The 19,676-nt window shown below is 58.5% G+C and carries 23 protein-coding genes; 12 read left to right on the forward strand and 11 right to left on the reverse strand.

The genetic code is table 11. From position 1 onward, the window contains the following. Positions 1–220 precede the first annotated feature (220 nt). From Y5S_RS15895 to Y5S_RS15905, 3 genes are all read right to left on the reverse strand, one after another. Positions 221–532, reverse strand: coding sequence for a TRL-like family protein (locus Y5S_RS15895; RefSeq protein WP_035234428.1), 312 nt, complete (start codon positions 530–532; stop codon positions 221–223). Between the two features lie 107 nt (positions 533–639). Further along, a complete protein-coding gene (locus Y5S_RS15900) occupies positions 640–1,380 on the reverse strand; it encodes a LytR/AlgR family response regulator transcription factor (protein ID WP_035234429.1) in 741 nt (246 codons plus the stop codon). 12 nt (positions 1,381–1,392) lie between these two features. Continuing rightward, positions 1,393–2,433, reverse strand: coding sequence for a sensor histidine kinase (locus Y5S_RS15905; RefSeq protein ID WP_052041656.1), 1,041 nt, complete (start codon positions 2,431–2,433; stop codon positions 1,393–1,395). Between the two features lie 176 nt (positions 2,434–2,609). Here Y5S_RS15905 and argH point away from each other — a divergent pair, with 176 nt between their 5' ends. The 4 genes from argH (at position 2,610) to Y5S_RS15920 (ending at position 6,595) form a co-directional block, all read left to right on the forward strand. Further along, positions 2,610–4,013 carry an argininosuccinate lyase gene (gene argH / locus Y5S_RS15910; protein WP_035234430.1) on the forward strand — a complete coding sequence of 468 codons (1,404 nt, stop codon included), beginning with the start codon at positions 2,610–2,612 and terminating at the stop codon, positions 4,011–4,013. A 59-nt stretch (positions 4,014–4,072) separates the two neighbouring features. Beyond that, positions 4,073–4,228 (forward strand): LPS translocon maturation chaperone LptM, encoded by a 156-nt coding sequence (lptM, locus tag Y5S_RS19520; protein WP_231552717.1) that lies wholly within the window; start codon positions 4,073–4,075, stop codon positions 4,226–4,228. Positions 4,229–4,230: 2 nt separating this feature from the next. Further along, complete coding sequence (lysA, locus tag Y5S_RS15915) at positions 4,231–5,472, forward strand: diaminopimelate decarboxylase (RefSeq protein ID WP_035234432.1); 1,242 nt, start codon at positions 4,231–4,233, stop codon at positions 5,470–5,472. 139 nt (positions 5,473–5,611) lie between these two features. Next, the gene (locus Y5S_RS15920) at positions 5,612–6,595 is read left to right on the forward strand and encodes a Solitary outer membrane autotransporter beta-barrel domain (RefSeq protein ID WP_035234434.1); all 984 of its coding nucleotides are present in this window, start codon (positions 5,612–5,614) and stop codon (positions 6,593–6,595) included. On the opposite strand, the gene nhaC is transcribed toward Y5S_RS15920, so the two are convergent. The 3 genes from nhaC to Y5S_RS15935 form a co-directional block, all read right to left on the reverse strand. Continuing rightward, positions 6,582–8,054: a Na+/H+ antiporter NhaC gene (gene nhaC, locus Y5S_RS15925; protein WP_035234436.1), complete on the reverse strand. Its 1,473-nt coding sequence runs from the start codon at positions 8,052–8,054 to the stop codon at positions 6,582–6,584. The two genes, Y5S_RS15920 and nhaC, sit on opposite strands and share 14 nt — an antisense overlap. 239 nt (positions 8,055–8,293) lie before the next feature. Then, positions 8,294–8,794: a GNAT family N-acetyltransferase gene (locus tag Y5S_RS15930; protein ID WP_035234438.1), complete on the reverse strand. Its 501-nt coding sequence runs from the start codon at positions 8,792–8,794 to the stop codon at positions 8,294–8,296. Next, entirely contained in the window at positions 8,791–9,666 is an 876-nt protein-coding gene (locus tag Y5S_RS15935; RefSeq protein ID WP_231552718.1) for a 23S rRNA (adenine(2030)-N(6))-methyltransferase RlmJ, read from the reverse strand. The genes Y5S_RS15930 and Y5S_RS15935 overlap by 4 nt, the downstream gene beginning before the upstream one ends. Before the next feature lie 327 nt (positions 9,667–9,993). Between Y5S_RS15935 and dapF the strand changes: the two genes are divergently transcribed. The 5 genes from dapF to Y5S_RS15960 all read left to right on the forward strand — a co-directional run bounded on the left by dapF (position 9,994) and on the right by Y5S_RS15960 (position 13,723). Then, a complete protein-coding gene (gene dapF / locus Y5S_RS15940) occupies positions 9,994–10,845 on the forward strand; it encodes a diaminopimelate epimerase (RefSeq protein ID WP_035234441.1) in 852 nt (283 codons plus the stop codon). 38 nt (positions 10,846–10,883) lie between these two features. Further along, entirely contained in the window at positions 10,884–11,606 is a 723-nt protein-coding gene (locus tag Y5S_RS15945) for a DUF484 family protein (RefSeq protein WP_035234443.1), read from the forward strand. A gap of 10 nt (positions 11,607–11,616) precedes the next feature. Further along, positions 11,617–12,540, forward strand: a complete 924-nt coding sequence (gene xerC, locus Y5S_RS15950) for a tyrosine recombinase XerC (protein WP_035234445.1) — start codon at positions 11,617–11,619, stop codon at positions 12,538–12,540. A 152-nt stretch (positions 12,541–12,692) separates the two neighbouring features. After that, positions 12,693–13,400: an HAD family hydrolase gene (locus Y5S_RS15955; protein ID WP_035234447.1), complete on the forward strand. Its 708-nt coding sequence runs from the start codon at positions 12,693–12,695 to the stop codon at positions 13,398–13,400. 8 nt (positions 13,401–13,408) lie between these two features. Next, positions 13,409–13,723, forward strand: coding sequence for a YqcC family protein (locus Y5S_RS15960; RefSeq protein WP_035234449.1), 315 nt, complete (start codon positions 13,409–13,411; stop codon positions 13,721–13,723). Positions 13,724–13,818: 95 nt separating this feature from the next. Here the strand turns inward: Y5S_RS15960 and Y5S_RS15965 are convergent, their stop codons facing one another. Together Y5S_RS15965 and Y5S_RS15970 are read right to left on the reverse strand one after the other, a co-directional pair. Then, positions 13,819–14,781 (reverse strand): ChuX/HutX family heme-like substrate-binding protein, encoded by a 963-nt coding sequence (locus Y5S_RS15965; RefSeq protein WP_035234451.1) that lies wholly within the window; start codon positions 14,779–14,781, stop codon positions 13,819–13,821. Between the two features lie 121 nt (positions 14,782–14,902). After that, positions 14,903–15,079: a hemin uptake protein HemP gene (locus Y5S_RS15970; protein ID WP_035234452.1), complete on the reverse strand. Its 177-nt coding sequence runs from the start codon at positions 15,077–15,079 to the stop codon at positions 14,903–14,905. A 388-nt stretch (positions 15,080–15,467) separates the two neighbouring features. On the opposite strand from Y5S_RS15970, the gene Y5S_RS15975 reads away from it, so the two are divergent. From Y5S_RS15975 to Y5S_RS15985, 3 genes are all read left to right on the forward strand, one after another. After that, a complete protein-coding gene (locus Y5S_RS15975) occupies positions 15,468–15,986 on the forward strand; it encodes a DUF6231 family protein (RefSeq protein ID WP_035234453.1) in 519 nt (172 codons plus the stop codon). Between the two features lie 85 nt (positions 15,987–16,071). Further along, positions 16,072–16,755, forward strand: a complete 684-nt coding sequence (locus Y5S_RS15980) for a hypothetical protein (protein WP_035234455.1) — start codon at positions 16,072–16,074, stop codon at positions 16,753–16,755. 121 nt (positions 16,756–16,876) lie between these two features. After that, on the forward strand, positions 16,877–17,299 hold the full coding sequence (locus Y5S_RS15985) for an OsmC family protein (protein ID WP_231552719.1): 423 nt from the start codon (positions 16,877–16,879) through the stop codon (positions 17,297–17,299). A 136-nt stretch (positions 17,300–17,435) separates the two neighbouring features. Here Y5S_RS15985 and Y5S_RS15990 read toward each other — a convergent pair whose 3' ends face one another. The 3 genes from Y5S_RS15990 to lgt form a co-directional block, all read right to left on the reverse strand. After that, positions 17,436–17,945 carry a dihydrofolate reductase gene (locus Y5S_RS15990; RefSeq protein WP_035234459.1) on the reverse strand — a complete coding sequence of 170 codons (510 nt, stop codon included), beginning with the start codon at positions 17,943–17,945 and terminating at the stop codon, positions 17,436–17,438. An 87-nt stretch (positions 17,946–18,032) separates the two neighbouring features. Beyond that, complete coding sequence (locus Y5S_RS15995) at positions 18,033–18,866, reverse strand: thymidylate synthase (RefSeq protein ID WP_035234460.1); 834 nt, start codon at positions 18,864–18,866, stop codon at positions 18,033–18,035. 11 nt (positions 18,867–18,877) lie between these two features. Further along, positions 18,878–19,675 carry a prolipoprotein diacylglyceryl transferase gene (gene lgt, locus Y5S_RS16000; RefSeq protein ID WP_197055165.1) on the reverse strand — a complete coding sequence of 266 codons (798 nt, stop codon included), beginning with the start codon at positions 19,673–19,675 and terminating at the stop codon, positions 18,878–18,880. Position 19,676: the final 1 nt, after the last annotated feature.

Below are 19,676 nucleotides of genomic sequence, written 5' to 3' on the forward strand. Positions count from 1 at the left end.
GGATCCTGTTGTTCAGTTGAAAAGTGGGCCTAGTCTACAGCAAAGGCGCGCACGGGCCGAGACGAGGAGTTGCAAGTTTCAAGCGACAAGTTACAACGCGGAACAGGCCGGAGGGAGCCCAACGCATGAGGCCGCGCCCATACTCTGGGCGCGGCCTCAGCACTTCACTCAAACTGCTACGCACAAACCGCGTTGCAACTTGAAACTTGTTACTTGCCAATCAGTTGCCGTACACGACAACCGTATATTCCGCCAGCACCCCGAAGAAGTTTTGCGCTTCGTAATCCACATGATGGATCTCGGTAATGCCGCCGTTACGGGCTGCGGTCTGGATAGTGGCATCGCCGGAAGCAATGATACCGAGAATCGAGCGGGTGGAAGCACGGCCGACACGGGTAGGTTTCTCGGTGGAGGCGGTAGCGGTCAGCGGCGCTTTCACGTTGGCATACAGCAGGCCGGTAACCGGCATGGTGGCCGTGGCACAACCGCTCAGCAAGATGGCAGCAGCCAACAGCATGAGGCATTTTTTCATGGCGTTTTTCCTGTTGTTGTTATTCGAGGCGGTTTTCTGGCAACCCCCAGCAGAGCCCAAGGCTAGCATGCCAGAGGACACCTGTTAATTACCCGAAACGCGCTTTCTCAGAGACTCTGCAGCACCTTGCGCAGGCCTGCAACATGGCGTCGACTCACCGTCAGCCGCTCTTCTATCCCGCGCAGACGCACCTGATGATGGCCCGCCGTGGCCAGCTCCATGCCTTCGATGTATCTCAGTGCCACCAACGCATTGCGGTGAATGCGCACGAACTGCTCACCAAACTCGGTTTCCAGATCCTTGAGCGTCTCGTCAATCAGCACTTCGCCTTCGCTGAAACACACGGTGACGTACTTCTGATCAGCGAGGAAATAGCGCACCTCATCCACAGGCACCAGCTCCAGCCCCCGGTGAGTGCGAGCGCTGATGTGGCCACGCCGACGCGGCTTCTCTTCGCTGACTTCCTTGCCCAATTCGGCCAGTTGGACCCGATTGAGAGTCCGCGCCTTGGACAGTGCCATTTCCAGATCGGACAGGCTCACAGGCTTGAGCAAGTAATCCACCGCATGCACCTTGAACGCCTGCAAGGCATGCTCATCATAGGCAGTACAGAAGATAATCGCCGGGGGATTGTCGATCTTGCTGAGATGCTCGGCGGCCTCCATGCCATCCATTTCCGGCATGCGGATATCCATCAGCACCACATCCGGGCGATGCTCCTGGGTCTGCTCAATGGCCTCACGACCATTGGCGGCCTCGGCCACCACCTCTACGTTGTCAGCTTTTTCGACCAGACGTTTCAGTCGATCCCGGGCCAGCTGCTCGTCATCACATACTAGTACCCGCATAATTTTCGTCCTTTATCGTTGCAGCGGATATCGAATTTCGATCTCGTATTCTTTTTCTTGCGGTCTTGCTTCTACCGCCACCTGATCACCATACAGGGCTTCCAGGCGATGGCGAATATTCTCCAGTGCCATGCGGTTGCCCTTGTGATGTCCGTCACCCGAAGGCTTCGGATTACTCACTGACAACAGCAGTATGTCACCCTGCTCCACGGCACGAATCGTCACCAGACCACCTGCCGCCAGAGGTTGGATACCATGATAAATGGCATTTTCGAGCAAGGGTTGCAAGGTTAACAGTGGAATTGGCACTTTCGTGGCATCCACCTGGATATCCCATTCTACGCTTAGGCGGTCACCCATTCGCAGCTGCTCAATATGGATATAACGCCGGCACAGCTCCAGTTCGTCCTCCAGGGAGGCTTCTGAGCCGGTGCTCTTGAGACTGGCGCGAAACAGCACAGACAGGTCTTCCACTACCTGCTCCGCCGCATCGGGGTCCACCGCGATCAGGCTGGAAATAATGTTCATGGAGTTGAACAGGAAATGCGGCCGAATCCGTGACTGCAGGGCCTGAATCCGCGATTGCAATTCCGCCTGGCCCTTTTCGCGCAGCTGCTCCTGCACATAGAAGTAACGCATGACCAGACCGGTAATGATGGCGGCAATCAGGCCATTCACGAGGATTTCCGCATTCCACACCGGGGCCAGCGGTAGCACACCTTCCACCCAGCGCAGCACCAACCCGGTCACTACGCTGAATACCAGCGTATCCACTACCACCAACAGCACCACCGCCACCGCCGCCCATTGGGAGGCAAGGCGATTCAGCCTGGCGCGCAGCTGGCACACCAACGCAGCCGATGTGAGCCCCACCCATTGCACAAACAGCGATGTTGTCGCCAGCCGTGCCAGGCTGAACGCATCGTAGTAAGTCGCCACCAGCGTCACCACCAGTGCCAGCAGCTCTGCCACGACCACCACCACCAACACCGCACGGGTACTGCACAGATCCGGTAGAAAGCTCGAGGAGGGCTGCTCTTCCATGGCCGCCATTCCTGCTCCTTATCAGTAGAAATTATGAGCCTTGGGTTGTTTATACCTGAACATGGCTTCCGCCCCAAGGGATTGTTGCAACGCGCCAACGCCACGCCTTTCACGCAGTTATTCAGCGCCTCCCCCGTCCCTGCTATACTGCGCGCCCGCTATTCCGGCTTTAGATGAGCAAGACGATGACTGACAAGCAGCAGAACAAACTCTGGGGCGGCCGCTTCAGCGAATCCACCGACCAGTTCGTGCAGGAATTCACCGCCAGCGTGAATTTCGACCAGCGCATGTACCGTCAGGACATCTTCGGCTCCCAGGCCCATGCCACCATGCTGGCGGAAGTGGGCGTGCTCACCGAGGAAGAACGCGACGCCATCATTAATGGCCTGGCGGAAATCCAGAAAGAGATCGAAGCCGGCGAATTCCAGTGGTCCGTGGCGCTGGAAGACGTGCACATGAACATCGAGGCGCGCCTCACCGACAAGATCGGCATCACTGGCAAGAAGCTGCACACCGGCCGCAGCCGTAACGACCAGGTAGCCACTGATATCCGCCTGTGGCTGCGCGACGAAATGCTGATCATGGAAGAGCAGTACCTGTACCTGATGCAGGGCCTGCTGAACCTGGCCGAGCGCGAAGCCGCCACCATCATGCCCGGCTTTACCCACCTGCAGACCGCCCAGCCAGTGACCTTTGGCCACCACCTGCTGGCCTGGTTCGAAATGCTCAAACGCGACCGCGAGCGTCTGCTGGATGCCAAGAAGCGGGTTAACCGCATGCCGCTGGGCGCTGCCGCACTGGCTGGCACCACCTACCCGATCAACCGCCAGCGCACCTGCGAGCTGCTGGGTTTTGACGGGGTCTGTGAGAATTCCCTGGATGCAGTGAGCGATCGCGACTTCGCCATCGAATTCTGCGCCCTGGCCGCCCTCTCCATGACCCACCTGTCGCGCATCAGTGAAGAGCTGGTGCTGTGGACCAGCGCCCAGTTCAACTTCATCAACCTGCCCGACCGTTTCTGCACTGGCAGCTCCATCATGCCGCAGAAGAAAAACCCAGACGTGCCCGAGCTGGTGCGTGGCAAGACCGGTCGCGTCAACGGCCACCTGATCAGCCTGCTGACCCTGATGAAGTCGCAACCGCTGGCCTACAACAAGGACAATCAGGAAGACAAAGAGCCGCTGTACGATGCCGTGGATACCCTCAAGGGCAGCCTGCGCGCCTTCGGCGACATGATCCCGGCGCTGGAGCCGAACCGTGAAGTGATGCGCGAAGCGGCCCGCCGCGGTTTTGCCACCGCCACTGACCTGGCTGACTACCTGGTTCGCAAGGGCATCGCCTTCCGCGACTCCCACGAGATCGTCGGCAAGGCCGTGGCCTATGGCGTGGAGAAGAAGAAGGATCTCAGCGACATGTCCCTGTCTGAACTGAAACAGTTCAGCGACCAGATCGAAGACGACGTGTTCGACGTGCTGACTCTGGAAGGCTCCGTGAGCGCCCGTAACCACATCGGCGGCACCGCCCCCGATCAGGTGCGCGCCGCCGTTGCCCGCGCCCGCGAAGCACTGGACAATACGGGTAACGCCTAAGCCATCATCCCATGGCGGTCGCGCCCAAGGCGCGCCGCCAGCTACGCCGGAGCCTGACCATGCGTCTTTCTGCCCTGTGCCTGCTCGCCCTTCTTGCCGGATGTGGCCAGAAAGGCCCGCTGTATTTTGCCCCCGAGGAACCCGTACAGCCGGCAGCCAGCCAACCGGCCCCAGACACCGCTGACGATGCTCAGCAAGATGACCAACAGGACTGATCATGGATCATTTCCAGTACCGCGACGGTGAACTGTTCGCCGAAGAACTGCCAGTAGAACAGCTGGCCGAACGGTTCGGCACCCCGCTTTACCTTTACTCCCGCGCTGCGCTGGAGGATCACTACAAGGCGTTCGACGAAGCCTTTGGCGATCATCCCCATCAGGTCTGCTATGCGGTCAAGGCCAACTCCAATCTGGCCGTGCTGAACGTGCTGGCCCGCTGCGGTGCCGGGTTCGACATCGTCTCCGGTGGTGAACTGGAGCGGGTACTTCGCGCCGGCGGCGATCCGGACAAGATTGTCTTCTCCGGTGTCGGCAAGACCGCCGCCGAAATGGCCGCCGCCCTGAAGGCAAACATTCATTGCTTCAACGTGGAATCTGCCGCCGAGCTGGAATTGCTCAACCTGGTGGCGGGCGAGCTGGAAATGGAAGCGCCCATCGCTATCCGGGTGAACCCGGACGTGGACGCCCAGACCCACCCCTATATTTCCACCGGCCTGAAAGACAACAAGTTCGGCGTGGATATCGAGAAGGCCCCGGCCCTGTACCAGCGTGCCCACGAGATGCCACACATCCGCATCCTCGGCATCGACTGTCACATCGGCAGCCAGCTCACCAATCTGGCACCGTTTGAAGATGCGCTGGAGCGGGTCCTCAAGCTGCTCGGCACCCTGCAACAGCACGGCATCGAGATCCATCATCTGGATCTGGGTGGCGGCTTGGGTGTGACCTATAACGACGAAACCCCGCCGGACCGCGCGGCCTATGTACAGGCCTTGCTCAAGCACATTCCCGGGGACCTGCCGGTGCATATTGAGCCGGGGCGCTCCATTGCCGCCAACGCGGGGATCTTTGTGACCCAGGTGCTGTTCCTCAAGCCCACCGAGCACAAGAACTTTGCCATCGTCGACGGCGCCATGAATGATCTGATTCGCCCGAGCCTGTATTCGGCGTGGCAGAACATCGTGCCGGTGAAGCCCCATGATGCGGATTGCCGCAACTGGGATATCGTTGGCCCGGTGTGCGAAACCGGTGACTTTCTTGGCAAAGACCGCGCCCTGTCGCTGGAGACCGGCGATCTGCTGGCGGTACGCAGTGCCGGCGCCTACGGCTTCGCCATGGCCAGCAACTACAACAGCCGCAACCGCCCCGCCGAAATCATGGTGGATGGCGACCAGGCCTTTGTGGTGCGCCAGCGGGAAACCTTTGACGATCAGCTCAAGCTGGAATCCCTGCTACCTTAAGAAGGTTCAGCAACGCGAGTGCGTTGGGGCCAAGACTCAACAGTGGGAGCGGCGGTTCCGCCGCGATGCCCAACCACGCTACAGCCAGCTCCCGTGGTTTTGTGTTTAACTTGAGCCACCGTCACCACCTCGAACGATCATGGCGCGTTACCTTATCCTGCTGTTCTGCCTGTTCTCGGCGCCTGGCCGTGCTGCCACGCCGCTGGATAATGTCATTCGTCTGGGCCTGGCAGAAAGCTATGCCACCGCCGTACTGCTCACCGGTGGCAATGCGGTACGCTTTGGCTTCTGGGACTTCAACCCTAACGACGTGGTCGGGCTGGAAAACGAAGATCTGGGTTCACTGGAAGCCCAGCAGATCCGGCAACGCATCCGCACTTTTTCGCTGCCTTACACCTGGAACACCCCGCTCGGAGAAAAGGACAACACCCTGGTGCTGGGTGTCAAAGCAGCCTATCTGGGGCAGGTCCAGGAAACCCAGATCGTCAGTTCCAACAACCTTGCCAAGGACAGCATCGACAGCTCTGTCACCACGCTAACCGCAGGCGGCGAACTCCGGCATCGCGCCACCGATCACCTCGGGCTCGCGGTGGGCATGAACCTGAATCTGCAGCGCTATCGCAACAGCACCGATTTCAACACCCCGGAATCCCAGGCTCTGGCTCCGCTGGTGGATGGTTTGATCACCAATTATTCTGCCAACGCCTGGCAAGCAGAGCCCCACGTGCGCGCCACCTGGTTCGTGGGCGGGCGCGATACCGAGGTCAAACTGATCAGCGATTTTCACTACATGCGAGGCCGCACCTTCGATACGGATCGGGCCGCCCACGAAGTACAACCGGAAGCCTGGTACTGGTCCAACGGCGTCCGCTGGCGCCACCCCTATGTAACCCGCTTCCTGCCCGGCCAGAATGTCTGGATGCAGGCCTCCCGTTATGACCTTGGCGGCGATCTGGGTGATGCGTTAGGCAACCACTACTACTACGAAGCCGGGGTCGGCTGGCTGCTGGATGTGCGCAAGATCAACATCCCGTTCGTGGACAATGTGGGTATCGGGATCAATCTGAATTACGGCAGCGTACTACGCGGCGGCACACTGGTGCTGCTATTCAACGAGAAATGACACCGGCCTGAACGGGCGGCGTCAAGCGCAGCACCTTGATACCCAGCCACGCATAGGCCAGTGCCAGCACCGGGTTGATCAGGTTGAAGAAGGCGAAGAACAGGTAATCCGTCACCGGCACCAGCAGTACCGACTGCATGTAGGCGCCGCAGGTATTCCAGGGAATCAGCGGGCTGGTGATAGTGCCGCCGTCTTCCAGGGCGCGGGACAAATTCACTGGCGCCAACCCCTGCCGCTCATACTCTTCGCGGAACATGCGACCCGGCATGATGATGGAGATGTACTGATCCGCAGTGAGGATGTTGCTACCAAAACAGGTAGTGAGCGTCGCCGTAATCAATCCTGCCGCGCCCTTCACCATTCCCAGCAGCCCTTCGATCAGACGCGCCAGCAAACCGGCTTTCTCCATCACCGCACCAAAGGCCATGGCACACATGATTAGCCACACGGTGTTCATCATGGAGGCCATGCCGCCGCCGGAGAGCAGATCATTCAGCGCGGCATCCCCGGCATCCACAGTGATGCCGGCAAAGAAGGTCTGCCAGACGACTTGCAAGGTAAGCGCCCAATCCGGATCCGCTACGCCCGCCTGCACCGCAATGGCATCCGGCTGGAACAATAATGCCCAAACCCCACCTACCAGCGCGCCGATAAAAATGGCGGGCAGGGCCGGCATGCGCTTGAGCGCCATGAACAACAGCAAACCCAGTGGCACCAGGTGAATAATGGAAATATGAAACTGGCTTTCCAGCCCGGCCAGCAGAGGCGCGATTCTATCCTCCCCAGCGTCCGGAATGTCTGTGCTCAAGCCCATCACCAGAAAGATCAGCAAGGCGATAACGATGGAGGGCACGGTGGTCCACAGCATCAGACGGATGTGTTCGAACAGCTCCGAACCAGCCACTGCCGGTGCCAGGTTGGTGGTTTCGGAAAGCGGGGAAATCTTGTCACCAAAATAAGCCCCCGAAACGACCGCGCCAGCCGCCACGGGCAAGGAAAGCCCCAGGCCGCTGGCAACCCCGATCAGGGCCACCCCCACCGTCGCTGCCACGGTCCAGCTGGAACCGATACTCAGCGCAATCACCGCACAGATCAGGCAGGCCGCCGCATAGAACAGCGACGGGTTCATCAGCTCCAGACCGAAGTAGATCAGTGACGGCACGATGCCCGCTAACCGCCAGGTTCCGATCAGTGCGCCCACCATCAACAGAATCAGAATGGCTCCCAGCGCCACCGAGATACCTTTCACCATGGCGGTCTCAATTTCGCGCCAGGTGAGCCCGTTTTTGAGCCCGATCAGGGACGCCAGGCCAGCGCAGAAAAGCAACGCAATCTGGTTAGGACCGTAGGACGCATCATCGCCATACAGATATACCGCTGCGGCCAACAGGGCGATCAGCACCACTATCGGAAACAGGGCATCCGGGAGGGAGGGGCGACGAATTCGGGTCTCGGTCATGGCAGCAGGATCCGGAGCAAGGACTTTCCGTTATACGCCCCCGGCAGCGAGTAAGCACTCACGGCGGCGCTGAAAGCGGCGCAGTCTACCAGTCCATCCGGTGCCATGCAGCGCCAGCCGTCGGCGCGTTAGGTAGCCTCTGAATAACGCCTTGCGTGCTCAGCATGCCTTCAAAAGCGCGCCCCTCTTTACCTTGGCCGAGGGGGCGAACCAGCCTGAAAGACTGAGCATGCAAGGCGTTATTCAGAGACTCCCTGGCTCGCTGTTCGGGCAAGGGCCTGCAAGGCCTCACCTTCCAGCCGGTAACGGACCCACTCGGATTGGGCACGGGCTCCCAAGCTCTCATAAAACTCGATCGCGGGCGTATTCCAGTCCAGCACGCTCCATTCGAAACGGCCACAATCACGCTCTACCGCGATGGCAGCAAGGCGAGCCAGTAGCGCCTTGCCGATGCCCGCTCCGCGCTGCTCCGGCTCAACAAAAAGATCTTCCAGATAGAGACCGTTTCGCCCCTGCCAAGTGGAATAGTTAAAGAAGTAGATCGCCATGCCGACCAGCCGGCCACCCTGCTCGGCCACAATGGCATGGGCGGTAGCACCGGCATCAAACAGCGTGGATGCCAGCTGCGCCTCATCCGTCTCCACCTGATCTGCTGCCTTCTCGTAGCGCGCCAGCTCCCGGATCAGGCGTAATAACTCAGCCGTATCCTCACGACGAGCCGGCCGTAACAGCGCACTCATGCCTGTTCTTCGGTCAGGCGCTTCACCAGCGTATGGCCGCCGGTTTCACACAGGTGCTTTTCCAGTAAGGGCATGGCCTGGGCCATGTGCTGGGCCAGAGTGTAGGGCGGGTTGATCACCAACATGCCGGAGCCGGTCATACCACGGCCGGAGGCATCGGGTCTGACGCACAATTCCACCCGCAGCATGTTGGGGATTTCCGCCTTGATGAACTGACGGATAAAGGATTCGGTGCGATTACGGTCCATCACCGGGTACCAGATAGCGTAAGTGGCGGTGGCCCAGCGCTCCATGGCCATCTTCAGGGCTGGCAACATATCGCGATAATCACGCTCCAGCTCGTAGGACGGATCAATCAGCACCATGCCGCGGCGGTGCTGGGGCGGCAGCATGGCCTTGATGCCCTGCCAGGCATCCATTTTCTCCACCCTTACCTGCTTGTTGCCGGCGAACAATTTACTGAGCAGCTCATAATCGGTGCTGTGTAGCTCGGTACACTGAAGTCGGTCCTGCTCACGAAGCAGACTGGCAGCGATACGCGGTGACCCCGGATATTCACGCAACTTGCCCACCGGATTGAGCTGCTTCACCAGTTTCACATATTGATCAATCACGCCGATCTCTGTGCGATGATCCAGCAGCTTCTCGATCCCGTCGTGGAATTCCCCGGTCTTCTGCATGTGCTCACTATCGATCAGGTAATTGCCGGCACCACTGTGGGTATCGTGCACCGTGAAGGGTTTGTCCTTCTTTTTCAGGTACTCGATGATGGCGATCTGCACGATGTGCTTGAGGACATCGGCGAAATTACCGGCGTGATAGCTGTGGCGATAGGAAAGCATGATGGCAGCCTGAAAGAGTGTAGGGGGCATTGTACACCGAACCCTATGGCCGTAGGAGCGCCGCTTGAGGCGCGAAACGAGCGTGAGCGAGTAACGAGTTTCGAGACGCGAGTTGCGAAAGGCAAAAGCAAAACCCTTCCCGTTTGGGGGTGTCGGTTTTCGAAACTCGTTTCTCGTGACTCGAAACCGGGTTGTTCGCGCCTCACCAAGCGAAGCGTAGGAACGTCGAAGACGGCCCCGAAGGGGTGAGCGAAGCGAATAACCGGCACTCTTACAGGTGGCAATAACAAGACGCCCCCTGACGCCGCCCATCAGCCGGAGTACAATGGCCTTTTACCCTGTACCTGGACACCCGCAATGAATCTGCGTTTCACCAAAATGCATGGCCTCGGCAACGATTTCATGGTCATCGATGGCATCAGCCAGTCCCTGCCTGAGAACGGCCTGCCGTTCCCGGAGGATGAGATCCGTCGCCTGGGCAGTCGCCATTTTGGGGTCGGTTTCGACCAGATGTTGATTGTCCAGCCTGCTCAGGGTGGCGAAGCAGACTTCCGCTACCGCATTCTCAATGCCGACGGCTCGGAAGTCAGCCAGTGCGGCAACGGCGCCCGCTGTTTTGCCCGCTTTGTCCGCGAGCAAGGGCTGACGGACAAGAATGAAGTGGTGGTGGAAACCGCCGCCGGACAGATGACCCTGAGCCTGACGGAAGACGATCAGGTGACGGTGAATATGGGCGCCCCTCGCTGGGCCCCACAGGACATTCCCATGGCCGCCACTGAAGAAGCCGACAGTTACTTTTTGGTATCTGGCACCCAGGCCTGGGAAGTGGGTGCGGTAGGCCTCGGCAACCCTCACTGCACCCTGCTGGTGGAAAACGTGGACACTGCACCGGTGGAAACCGCTGGCCCCCTTCTGGAAAGCCACGAACAGTTCCCGGAACGAGTCAATGTGGGCTTCATGCAGGTGGTGAGCCGTACCGAAGTCCGCCTGCGGGTCTATGAACGTGGCGCTGGGGAAACTCTGGCCTGTGGCTCCGGTGCCTGCGCCGCCGTGGTTATCGGCCAGCGTCGTGGCCTACTGGACCAGCAAGTTACCGTGCACCTGCCCGGCGGCAGCCTGCAGATCGAATATGCAGGAACCGGCGGCATTCGGATGACAGGGCCCGCCAGCCGTGTCTATGATGGCACCATCGAAGTTGATACTGACTGAATCCGCACAGACGGACCCCACCAGCACAGGATAGACAGATGACGGATCACAGCCCGGTAAGCGCCGATCAGGTGGCCGCCTATTTGCGCGACAACGCGGACTTCTTTGAACAGCGCCCGGAATTGCTGGAACTGTTACGGCTGCCTGACGCCAAGGGTCAGGCCGTCTCTCTGCTGGAACGTCAGGCTTCCATCCTGCGCGAGCGCAACACCGAACTGCGTGATCGCCTCAACGGACTGCTCGATGTGGCCCGGGAAAACGACCACCTGTTTGACAAGACCCGCAAACTGACCCTCTCGCTACTGGAAGCCCGCAGCGCGGAAAAACTGTTCCGCAATCTGCTGACCAGCCTCAGTGATGAATTTCGCAGTGACCGTGTCTCGCTGATGCTCTACGACCGCGAAGTGCCGATCCTCGGCGATTTGCGTAACCAGATCCGCTGTGTAGACAGCACCGCTCTGCCACCGGCACTGAGCAACCTGCTGCGTAGTGGCAAGGCTGTCTGTGGTGCCATGCGTCAGGAAGAGATGGAAGCGCTGTTCAAGGAACACGCCACCGACATCCGCTCCGCAGCCATGGTACCACTGGAGTATCAGGGCCGACTGGGTCTGCTGGCCATTGGCAGCAAGAGTGCCATGCACTTCCGCAGTTCACTGGGCACCCTGTTCATTACCCACATTGGGCAAGTCCTCAGCCGCCGCCTGCATGAAGTGCTGCGTCAGTATCCGCATCAGGCAGCCAAGAAAATCAGTGAACAGTGAATAGTTAACAGTGAACAGCGCAACTCGCGACCTCGACACTGTTACTGCGTTCCTGAAACACCTTGAGTCGGAGCGGCGGCTTTCGCCGCATACCGTCAGCAATTATCAGCGTGACCTGAAAGAAGCCTCGCGGGTGCTCGGTCAGCAGGACTGGGCGCAGGTGACGGTGCACGATATTCGTTCGCTGGTGGCCAATCTTCACCGCCAGGGCAAGGGTGGCAAAACCATTGCCCGACAGCTTTCCACACTCCGTACCTTCTACCGTTATCTGATGCGCGAAGGCATCGCCAGGGACAATCCGGTGGTGGATGTACGCGCGCCGAAGAGCGGCAAGCGCCTGCCCAAGGCGCTGGATGCGGATCAGGTGACACAGCTGCTGGATGCCGGCACCGACAAGGGCGACCCGCTCAGCCTGCGAGACCAGGCCATGATGGAACTGTTCTATGCCTGCGGGCTACGGCTTGCCGAACTGCTTAGTCTGGATTTGGACAGTGTCGATATGAACGCCGCCCAGTTGCTGGTCACCGGCAAAGGCAACAAGACACGACAATTACCCATGGGCAAACCCGCCGTGGCCGCACTCAAGCGTTGGCTGAAAGCACGCCCCCTGTTCGTCAAGGACAACGCCGAAAAAGCGATCTTCCTCAGCAAGAACGGCAAGCGTTTGTCTCCTTCCAGCGTACAGCAACGCCTGAAACGACACGCTCTGGAACGAGGCCTGGACGACCATCTCCACCCCCACAAACTGCGTCACTCGTTCGCCACCCATTTGCTGGAGTCTTCCGGCGACCTGCGCGCGGTACAGGAACTCCTCGGCCATGCCGACCTCGCCACCACTCAGGTCTATACCCATCTGGATTTCCAGCACCTGGCCCAGGTCTACGACGGCGCCCATCCCAGGGCACAGCGCCGCAGCAAGGACGACGACGAATAACGTCCACTTCCCTGTGGGAGCGGTGGTTCCACCGCGAAACCGAGCGCAGCGAGGCGACCGAAGGGAGGCTTCTGATCCTGCCCCATCAGCCCTGTTGGCAGCTCACAACGTTGAGAGGCGCAGCGGCATCCGCCATGCGCTAAACTAGCCCCATGAGCAAACTCAAACTGATCACCTTCGATCTGGACAACACCCTGTGGCCGGTGGATGAAGTCATCCATCATGCGGAAAAAACCTGCAGTGACTGGATTGCCGACAACCACCCGGATGCTGCCGCTGCACTGAGCGCCGAGCGGGTGCGTGCCGTGCGCACCGCACTACTCAAGGAAAAACCCCAGTATCTGGACAACCTGACAGCGCTCCGCCAGGACGCTATGAGGCGAGCCTTCATGGAACATGGTTTTAATGAAGCCGAAGCCAGACGCATTGCCATGGATGCCTTTAAGGTATTCCACACTGCCCGTAATCAGGTCCGCTTCTTTCCCGGTGCCAGGACGGTATTGGAACAACTGGCCGGTCACTACTTACTCGGCGCGCTCACCAACGGCAATGCCGACCTTAAGCTGATAGGTATCGATGATCTGTTTGCCTTTCACCATTCGGCTGAATCCATAGGCAAACGCAAACCTGCCCCGGACATGTTTGCAGCCGCGCTACGAGATGCCGACGTCTGCCCTTCCCAGGCGATGCATATTGGTGATCATCCGCTGGAGGACGTCCATGCCGCCCGTGAGCACGGCATGCATGCTGTCTGGGCAAATCTGGTGGAGATGGACTGGCCGGTTGAACTTGAACGCCCTCGCCACCATATCCTTACCCTGGATGAAATCCCGGGCCTGGCAGCCTCATTTGATAAGTGAATAGCGCAATGACTAGACAAACCGCCCTCACCACCATTCTTGATGACCTGCAAGCCGAACTGGAGAAGCAGGGGCTGTGGAGCGCCCACCCACCTGCGCCCTCAGCATTTGAAAGTCAGACACCATTTTTCGCCGACACCATGGACTTCAGCGAATGGTTACAGTGGGTCTTCGTCGCACGCTTTCGTGCCATGATGGATGCGAACGCGCCACTACCCGGCAGCTGCGATGTGGCTCCCATGGCAGAAGAAGCCTTGAAGGAAATGGAACAGGACGTGAGTGAAATCATCAGCCTGCTGAAGGCTTTCGACGAGCATTTCTGAACACGCTGAAGCAAGCAACGAGTTTCGAGTTGCGAAAACCAACCCCCGTGCGCACCGGTTTTGCCTTTCGAAACTCGCTTCTCGTAACTCATCGCCTACCCCATCACGCTATCCCTCAGCAAGCCGCGCCACTGTTGCTCATCCTCTCCGGCGGACAGGGTCCACAACCAGTTTCCCCTGGCATCCAGTGCTTCCAGCGCAGTCACAACCTGTCCGTCTCCCGGCTTGCGTAACCGCCACAGGCTACTCATCTTCGACATATCCAGCGACACAAGGGCGCCATTGTGAGCGAGGTGACAGTGGCTTTCTTGCCAACGCGGTGAAGACCAGGGAGCCGTCATGCAAAGCCTCACGCCGTTGTTGCCCACACACAGGGTGGTTGCCGCATCACGTTCGGCGGCTTCTCCCAGCACAACCGCAAGGGTTTCCGGCAGGACCTGGCAGGCAAAGCTGTCGCGGACTGCGTCATAGAGTATCCCGCGATGTTCATCGCAACGCGCCAACAACCGGGCAAAGTCATCATCATCACGGCTTCCTTCCCAGTCTCTCTCCAGCTCACTCAGGCCAGCCAACCTTTCCGTTGTCCGGCAAGGGGTTCCTGCAGGCAGATTAAGCCGGCGCTGATCCGGGTGCAGCATGGCGCAAACCAACTCTTCGAAGGCGAGGCCGCCGCTGTTTGGCGCGACAGCGATTTGCTGGAGCGGTTGCCCCTGATAATCCAGGAACAGCAGGCTGCGGGCCGGCAAGGTGCCGGTTGGCTCCAGCACTGCCAGCACCGTGTGCCACTGCTGCACCTGCAGGGTCTGCCGCAGGCGGCAGCGCTCCCCCACCGATTCCAGCCACCATTCACCGTCAGTGAAAGCCGGATAGTTCATGTTCTGGGAAATCCGGGACGCTGAAGTGAAGGTGGTGACCACCAGCGAGCCCAACCGATACAACGCTTTGAGAATTGCCAACGGTTCGTCCTGCAACCGCAATACCCGGTCACCAAGGGCAGCGCTGCACTGTCTTAACAGAGGGGATGCCGCCGGCGCCGAGGGCCATGCCATTACCGACATACTGCCTCCAAATCGCCAGACGCTGAGGAGTCAGCGTCATTTGTCATTAGGTGTGGAAAGCTGGCGGCGGCTGGCGATCCACGTCAGGGAGAAAAACAGACGCAACAGGAAACACGCTGCGTCATTTCGTCAGAATCAACTTATTGTTGGAGGTGCGACGCAGTAAATAACGCTCGCCGGCGTGCTCAATCCACAGCTTGCCCTGATGATTGAGCAACAGGGTGCTGGGCACACTGCTCTCAGCATTAATGGACACCCGGCGAGGGGACGAGGTCACGGTCTTCTTCAGCTGTGTCATGCTGGACTCCCATATCTTCAATGAGAATCATTATCATTATTGATTGGGCGGCCGTCAACGTGTCTGTGTGATTTTTTACGGATGGCATCACGATGCGTGACAAGAGGATCGAGTAACGGGTTTCGAGTTGCGAAAGGCAAACCAACGGCAGGGCAGATGCTGCATCAGCCCTTCATGGCAAGGATTGTGCGTTTTTGATTTTCGAAACTTGCAACTCGAACCTCGTTACCCACAACAATCCGCTCACAACACACAGCCCCCTAACGTGAAAAATTTTTATCGCAGGCCCCACACCCATCCCCATCAATCTACCGTACATCACACCTTTTTACGTTCCCCTATCGAAAGGACCTTACAAAGCCCCTTACATTGGCGTTAGACTGAAAACATGAATACTGCGATGGCACACCCAATGACCGAGTCCCCACAGGAACGTCTGGCCGCTATCCTCGAGAGCCACCAGCCACGTTCCCTTCTGGCGGTAAGCCTTAACCCCATCCCTGTTGTCAGTCAGTGGTGCAAAGATCACGACTGCGAACTGATCGAAATCCAGTCGATCACTCCCTTCGATGCTCTGGAAGAAATCCAGCGTGTGGATATGGCAATCGTGGCAGATCAGCTGGAATACATGACCCACCGTGATGGCGAAGCCCTGATGGGACTACTGCGAAATCTGCATACCGATTCAGTCGTTGCGGTTTATCAACCGACACTGGCGCCACAGACGCTACGCTGGCCCGCCAACGGATTCCTGGCCCTGGGTTGTCGGGAGCAGGGTCACTTTCGGCAGGAAGGTCGCAGTCTGGACATCTACAGCTACGATCTGGACAACTACAATTTCCCACGTAGCTGGAATAATTCACGGTTCTGGGCAAACCCGGAGAACTGGGGCAAGTATTGGTGGTAGCAGCCGGAATCCTTTCCTCCCCCTGCTGGAAATCGGGTTCGGCCTGACGTAATGTTGCGTCACTTTTTCATCTGTCGGCGACACCATGATTGGTCAACGTTTTCGCGAGATTCTCTATTTCTGGTGGCGCCACCTTGGGCCTCTGTTTCTGGTCACCGCCCCCTTTGCGCTGGCCACAGAAATACTTCAATGGGTATTCGGTCCTGCCATTTCCCTTCCTGAAACCCCGGAAGGGACGTTCACGCTCACCACTTCCAGCCTGGTGCTGATCATGCTGCTGCGCCCCCTGGCCGAGGGCACTATCATTTCCCAGCTCGCCAGCAGTGGCGCCGGCAAGCCCGGCGGGCTCTTGGCATGCATGGCTCCCTCCTTGCTAATGTATCCGGCCTTGCTGGCTACCTACGCCTTGATCGCGATGGGAGTCGCGCTGGGCTGGCTGGCATTTTTCTTCCCAGCCCTGTGGGTCTATGCGCGGCTGAGTTTCGCTCCCTATCTGGTTGTTCTGCATCGCCGACACCCTATTCAGGCTCTGCGCCAGTCCTTCGCCATGACGGAAGCCCAACAGTGGCCATTACTGCTGATCATCGTGCTGGTCTTCCTTACCTATCTGATGACCAGCAGCATCATTGCCAACACCATCGCCACGCTGGTGACTCATGATGTCGCCGCAGCCCTGCTGATAGCGCTTCCCATCAGCGTGATGGCCGTCATCAACAATGTTGCCATCTTTCGCTACTGGGAATTGGCCGGTACGGAAACTCCATCCTGACCGCCCCTTGCCCTAGAGCAGTACAGAACAACGGAACAACCCGGTTACATCCTGTCATGGCAAAGTTGTCGATAAGTGGCATACTTCGGAAAGATAAAGAAACAAGACGCGGGGAAATGCTGTGCCACAACATACCATGCACCTGAGCTGGACAGCTCACGGCAACCAGGATCATTACCTCTGGCACCTGCCGGATGGCAACGAGGTGCGCGTGGTCGACGGACAGCACGGCCAGCAGGAATTCATGGAGCCGGAAGAAGCTTTTATCGCCGCTCTGGCCAGCTGCCATCTTTTGTCGTTTCTCACTGAAGCCGCCCGTGATGGTCTGTCCGTCGCCAGTTACGACGATGATCCGCAGGCGGTACTCGGCCAGAACGCCCAGGCGAAAATCTTCGTCAAACAGATCCGGCTTCAGCCCCTGGTCACCTTCAATGGCGAGCAACCCGACACCGCACGCATTCAAGGTCTGCATCAACGCGCCCACGAAAAGTGCTTTATTGCTCAATCGGTGAAGAGTGAAGTGATAATCGAGCCACGGGGATAAATCAGCTACGAGTTTCGAGTTTCGAGTTTCGAAGATCAAAATCGGTTTTGCCTTTCGAAACTCGCTTCTCGTGACTCGTAACTCCTCGATGCGAAGATTATCTTTCCAAGATCGTCCTGCCAGCGCTAGCGGTTCTCTATTTCCGCTCGTACACCACGAACGAATAATCGTAGGGATTCGGACCTTCTGCGGCGAAATCCTCACGACCGATCTCATTCCATTCTGACTTGTCGTATTCAGGGAAGAAGGTATCCCCATCCACCTGGGCATGAACCTCGGTAAGGTAGAGACGGACCGCCGCTGGCAAAGCAAGTTTGTAGATTTCCGCACCGCCCATGATCACCGCTTCTTCCTGGCCATCAATAAACGCCACGTTCTCGGCCATCGCCACGGCTTCTTCCAGCGTCGTGACCACCTTGGCACCCTCGGCAACATAATCCGCCTGGCGAGTGATCACGATATTGGTCCGGCCCGGCAACGGCCCCTTGAGCGACTCCCAGGTCTTGCGCCCCATGATCACGGGCTTGCCAAAGGTGACCTGCTTGAAGTACTTCAGGTCATTGGGCAGATACCAGGGCAGCTTGTTATCGCGGCCGATCACATCGTTACTGGCCTTGGCCACCATCATGGAAAGTCGAATGGACATAGTGAAATCCGTCTGACGTCTGACGGCTAACTGTCGGACGCGAAGGTTTTAGTCGTCTGACGTCAGGCTTCCGACGTCAGACCCGCCTCAGATCGCCACCGGCGCCTTGATATGGGCGTGGGGCTCGTAATCGCTCAGAGTGAAGTCATCAAAGGTGAAGGCAAACAAATCCTTCACTTCCGGATTCAGCGTCATGGTGGGCAGCTTGCCTGGTTGACGGGCCAGCTGGGTATCCGCCTGTTCCAAATGGTTGGAGTACAGGTGAGCATCGCCCAGGGTATGTACGAAGTCGCCCGGCTCTAGGCCACACACCTGCGCCATCATCAAGGTCAGCAGCGCATAGGACGCGATATTGAAAGGCACCCCGAGGAAAATATCACCGCTGCGCTGATACAACTGACAGCTCAGTTTGCCGTCCGCCACATAGAACTGGAAAAGGCAGTGACAAGGGGGGAGCGCTTGCTTGCCCGCCGCGGCGTTCGCATCCGGTGAGATGGATGGATCCGGCAGCACTGCCGGGTTCCAGGCACTGACCACCAGACGACGGGAATCCGGGTTGCGCTTGATTTCCTCCAGCACCTGGGTGATCTGGTCGATCACCTGGCCGTCCGGAGTCTTCCAGCTGCGCCATTGCTCACCGTAAACCGGCCCCAGCTCACCGTCTTCCGTCGCCCACTCGTCCCAGATGGAAACGCCATTTTCCTTCAGGTAACGGATATTGGTCTCACCGGACAGGAACCACAGCAGTTCATGGATGATGGAGCGCAGATGCAGTTTCTTGGTGGTGAGCATGGGGAAGCCCTGGCTCAAGTCATAGCGCATCTGGTAGCCGAAAACCGCATAGGTGCCAGTACCGGTTCGGTCTTCCTTGAAGGTACCGCTATCGCGCACATGGCGGAGTAGATCGAGATATTGCTTCATGCCATCACCTTTTACGCTGTCGCCTGCCGGGTGTCATTGCGATACGCCCATACCATCATCGCAATACCCAGAATAATCATCGGAATACTCAGCAACATGCCCATGGTCAACCAGCCACCAGCCAGATAGCCAATATGAGCATCCGGTTCACGGAAGAATTCGACAAAGGTACGTGCCGCACCATAGCCCACACCGAAAAGACCAGTAACCGCTGCTGCCGGGCGCGGCTTGGCAGAATAGACCCACAACACGATGAACAACACGACCCCTTCCAGCAGACACTCATACAATTGCGAAGGGTGACGCGGCAGGCGATCCGGGTCGGAGGGAAACACCATGGCCCAGGGCACATCGCTGGTGCGGCCCCACAGCTCGGCATTGATGAAGTTACCAAAACGTCCCGTGGCCAGACCGATAGGCACCATGGGCACCATAAAATCTGCCACTTCAAAATAGCGCTTGCCGGCGCTGCGAGCGAACAAGGCAAATGCCACCAGCACACCAATGGCACCACCATGGAAGCTCATGCCTCCGTCCCAGACCTTGAACAGCCAGATGGGGTCGGCAAGAAATTTACTGAAGTTATAGAAGAACACGTAACCGAGGCGGCCACCGAGAATCACCCCCATGGCACCATAGAACACCAGATCGCTGACCTCATCCCGGGTCCAGCCCGAGTTCGGTTTTTTCGCACGGACCGTACCCAGCCACCAGGCTGCGGCAAAGCCGATCATATACATCAGCCCATACCAATGGATCTTGAGGGGGCCGATGGCGATGGCCACCGGGTCAATCACGGGAAATTCCATA

Source organism: Alcanivorax nanhaiticus (assembly GCF_000756665.1).
In the GTDB taxonomy this organism is placed as follows: Bacteria; Pseudomonadota; Gammaproteobacteria; order Pseudomonadales; family Alcanivoracaceae; genus Alcanivorax; species Alcanivorax nanhaiticus.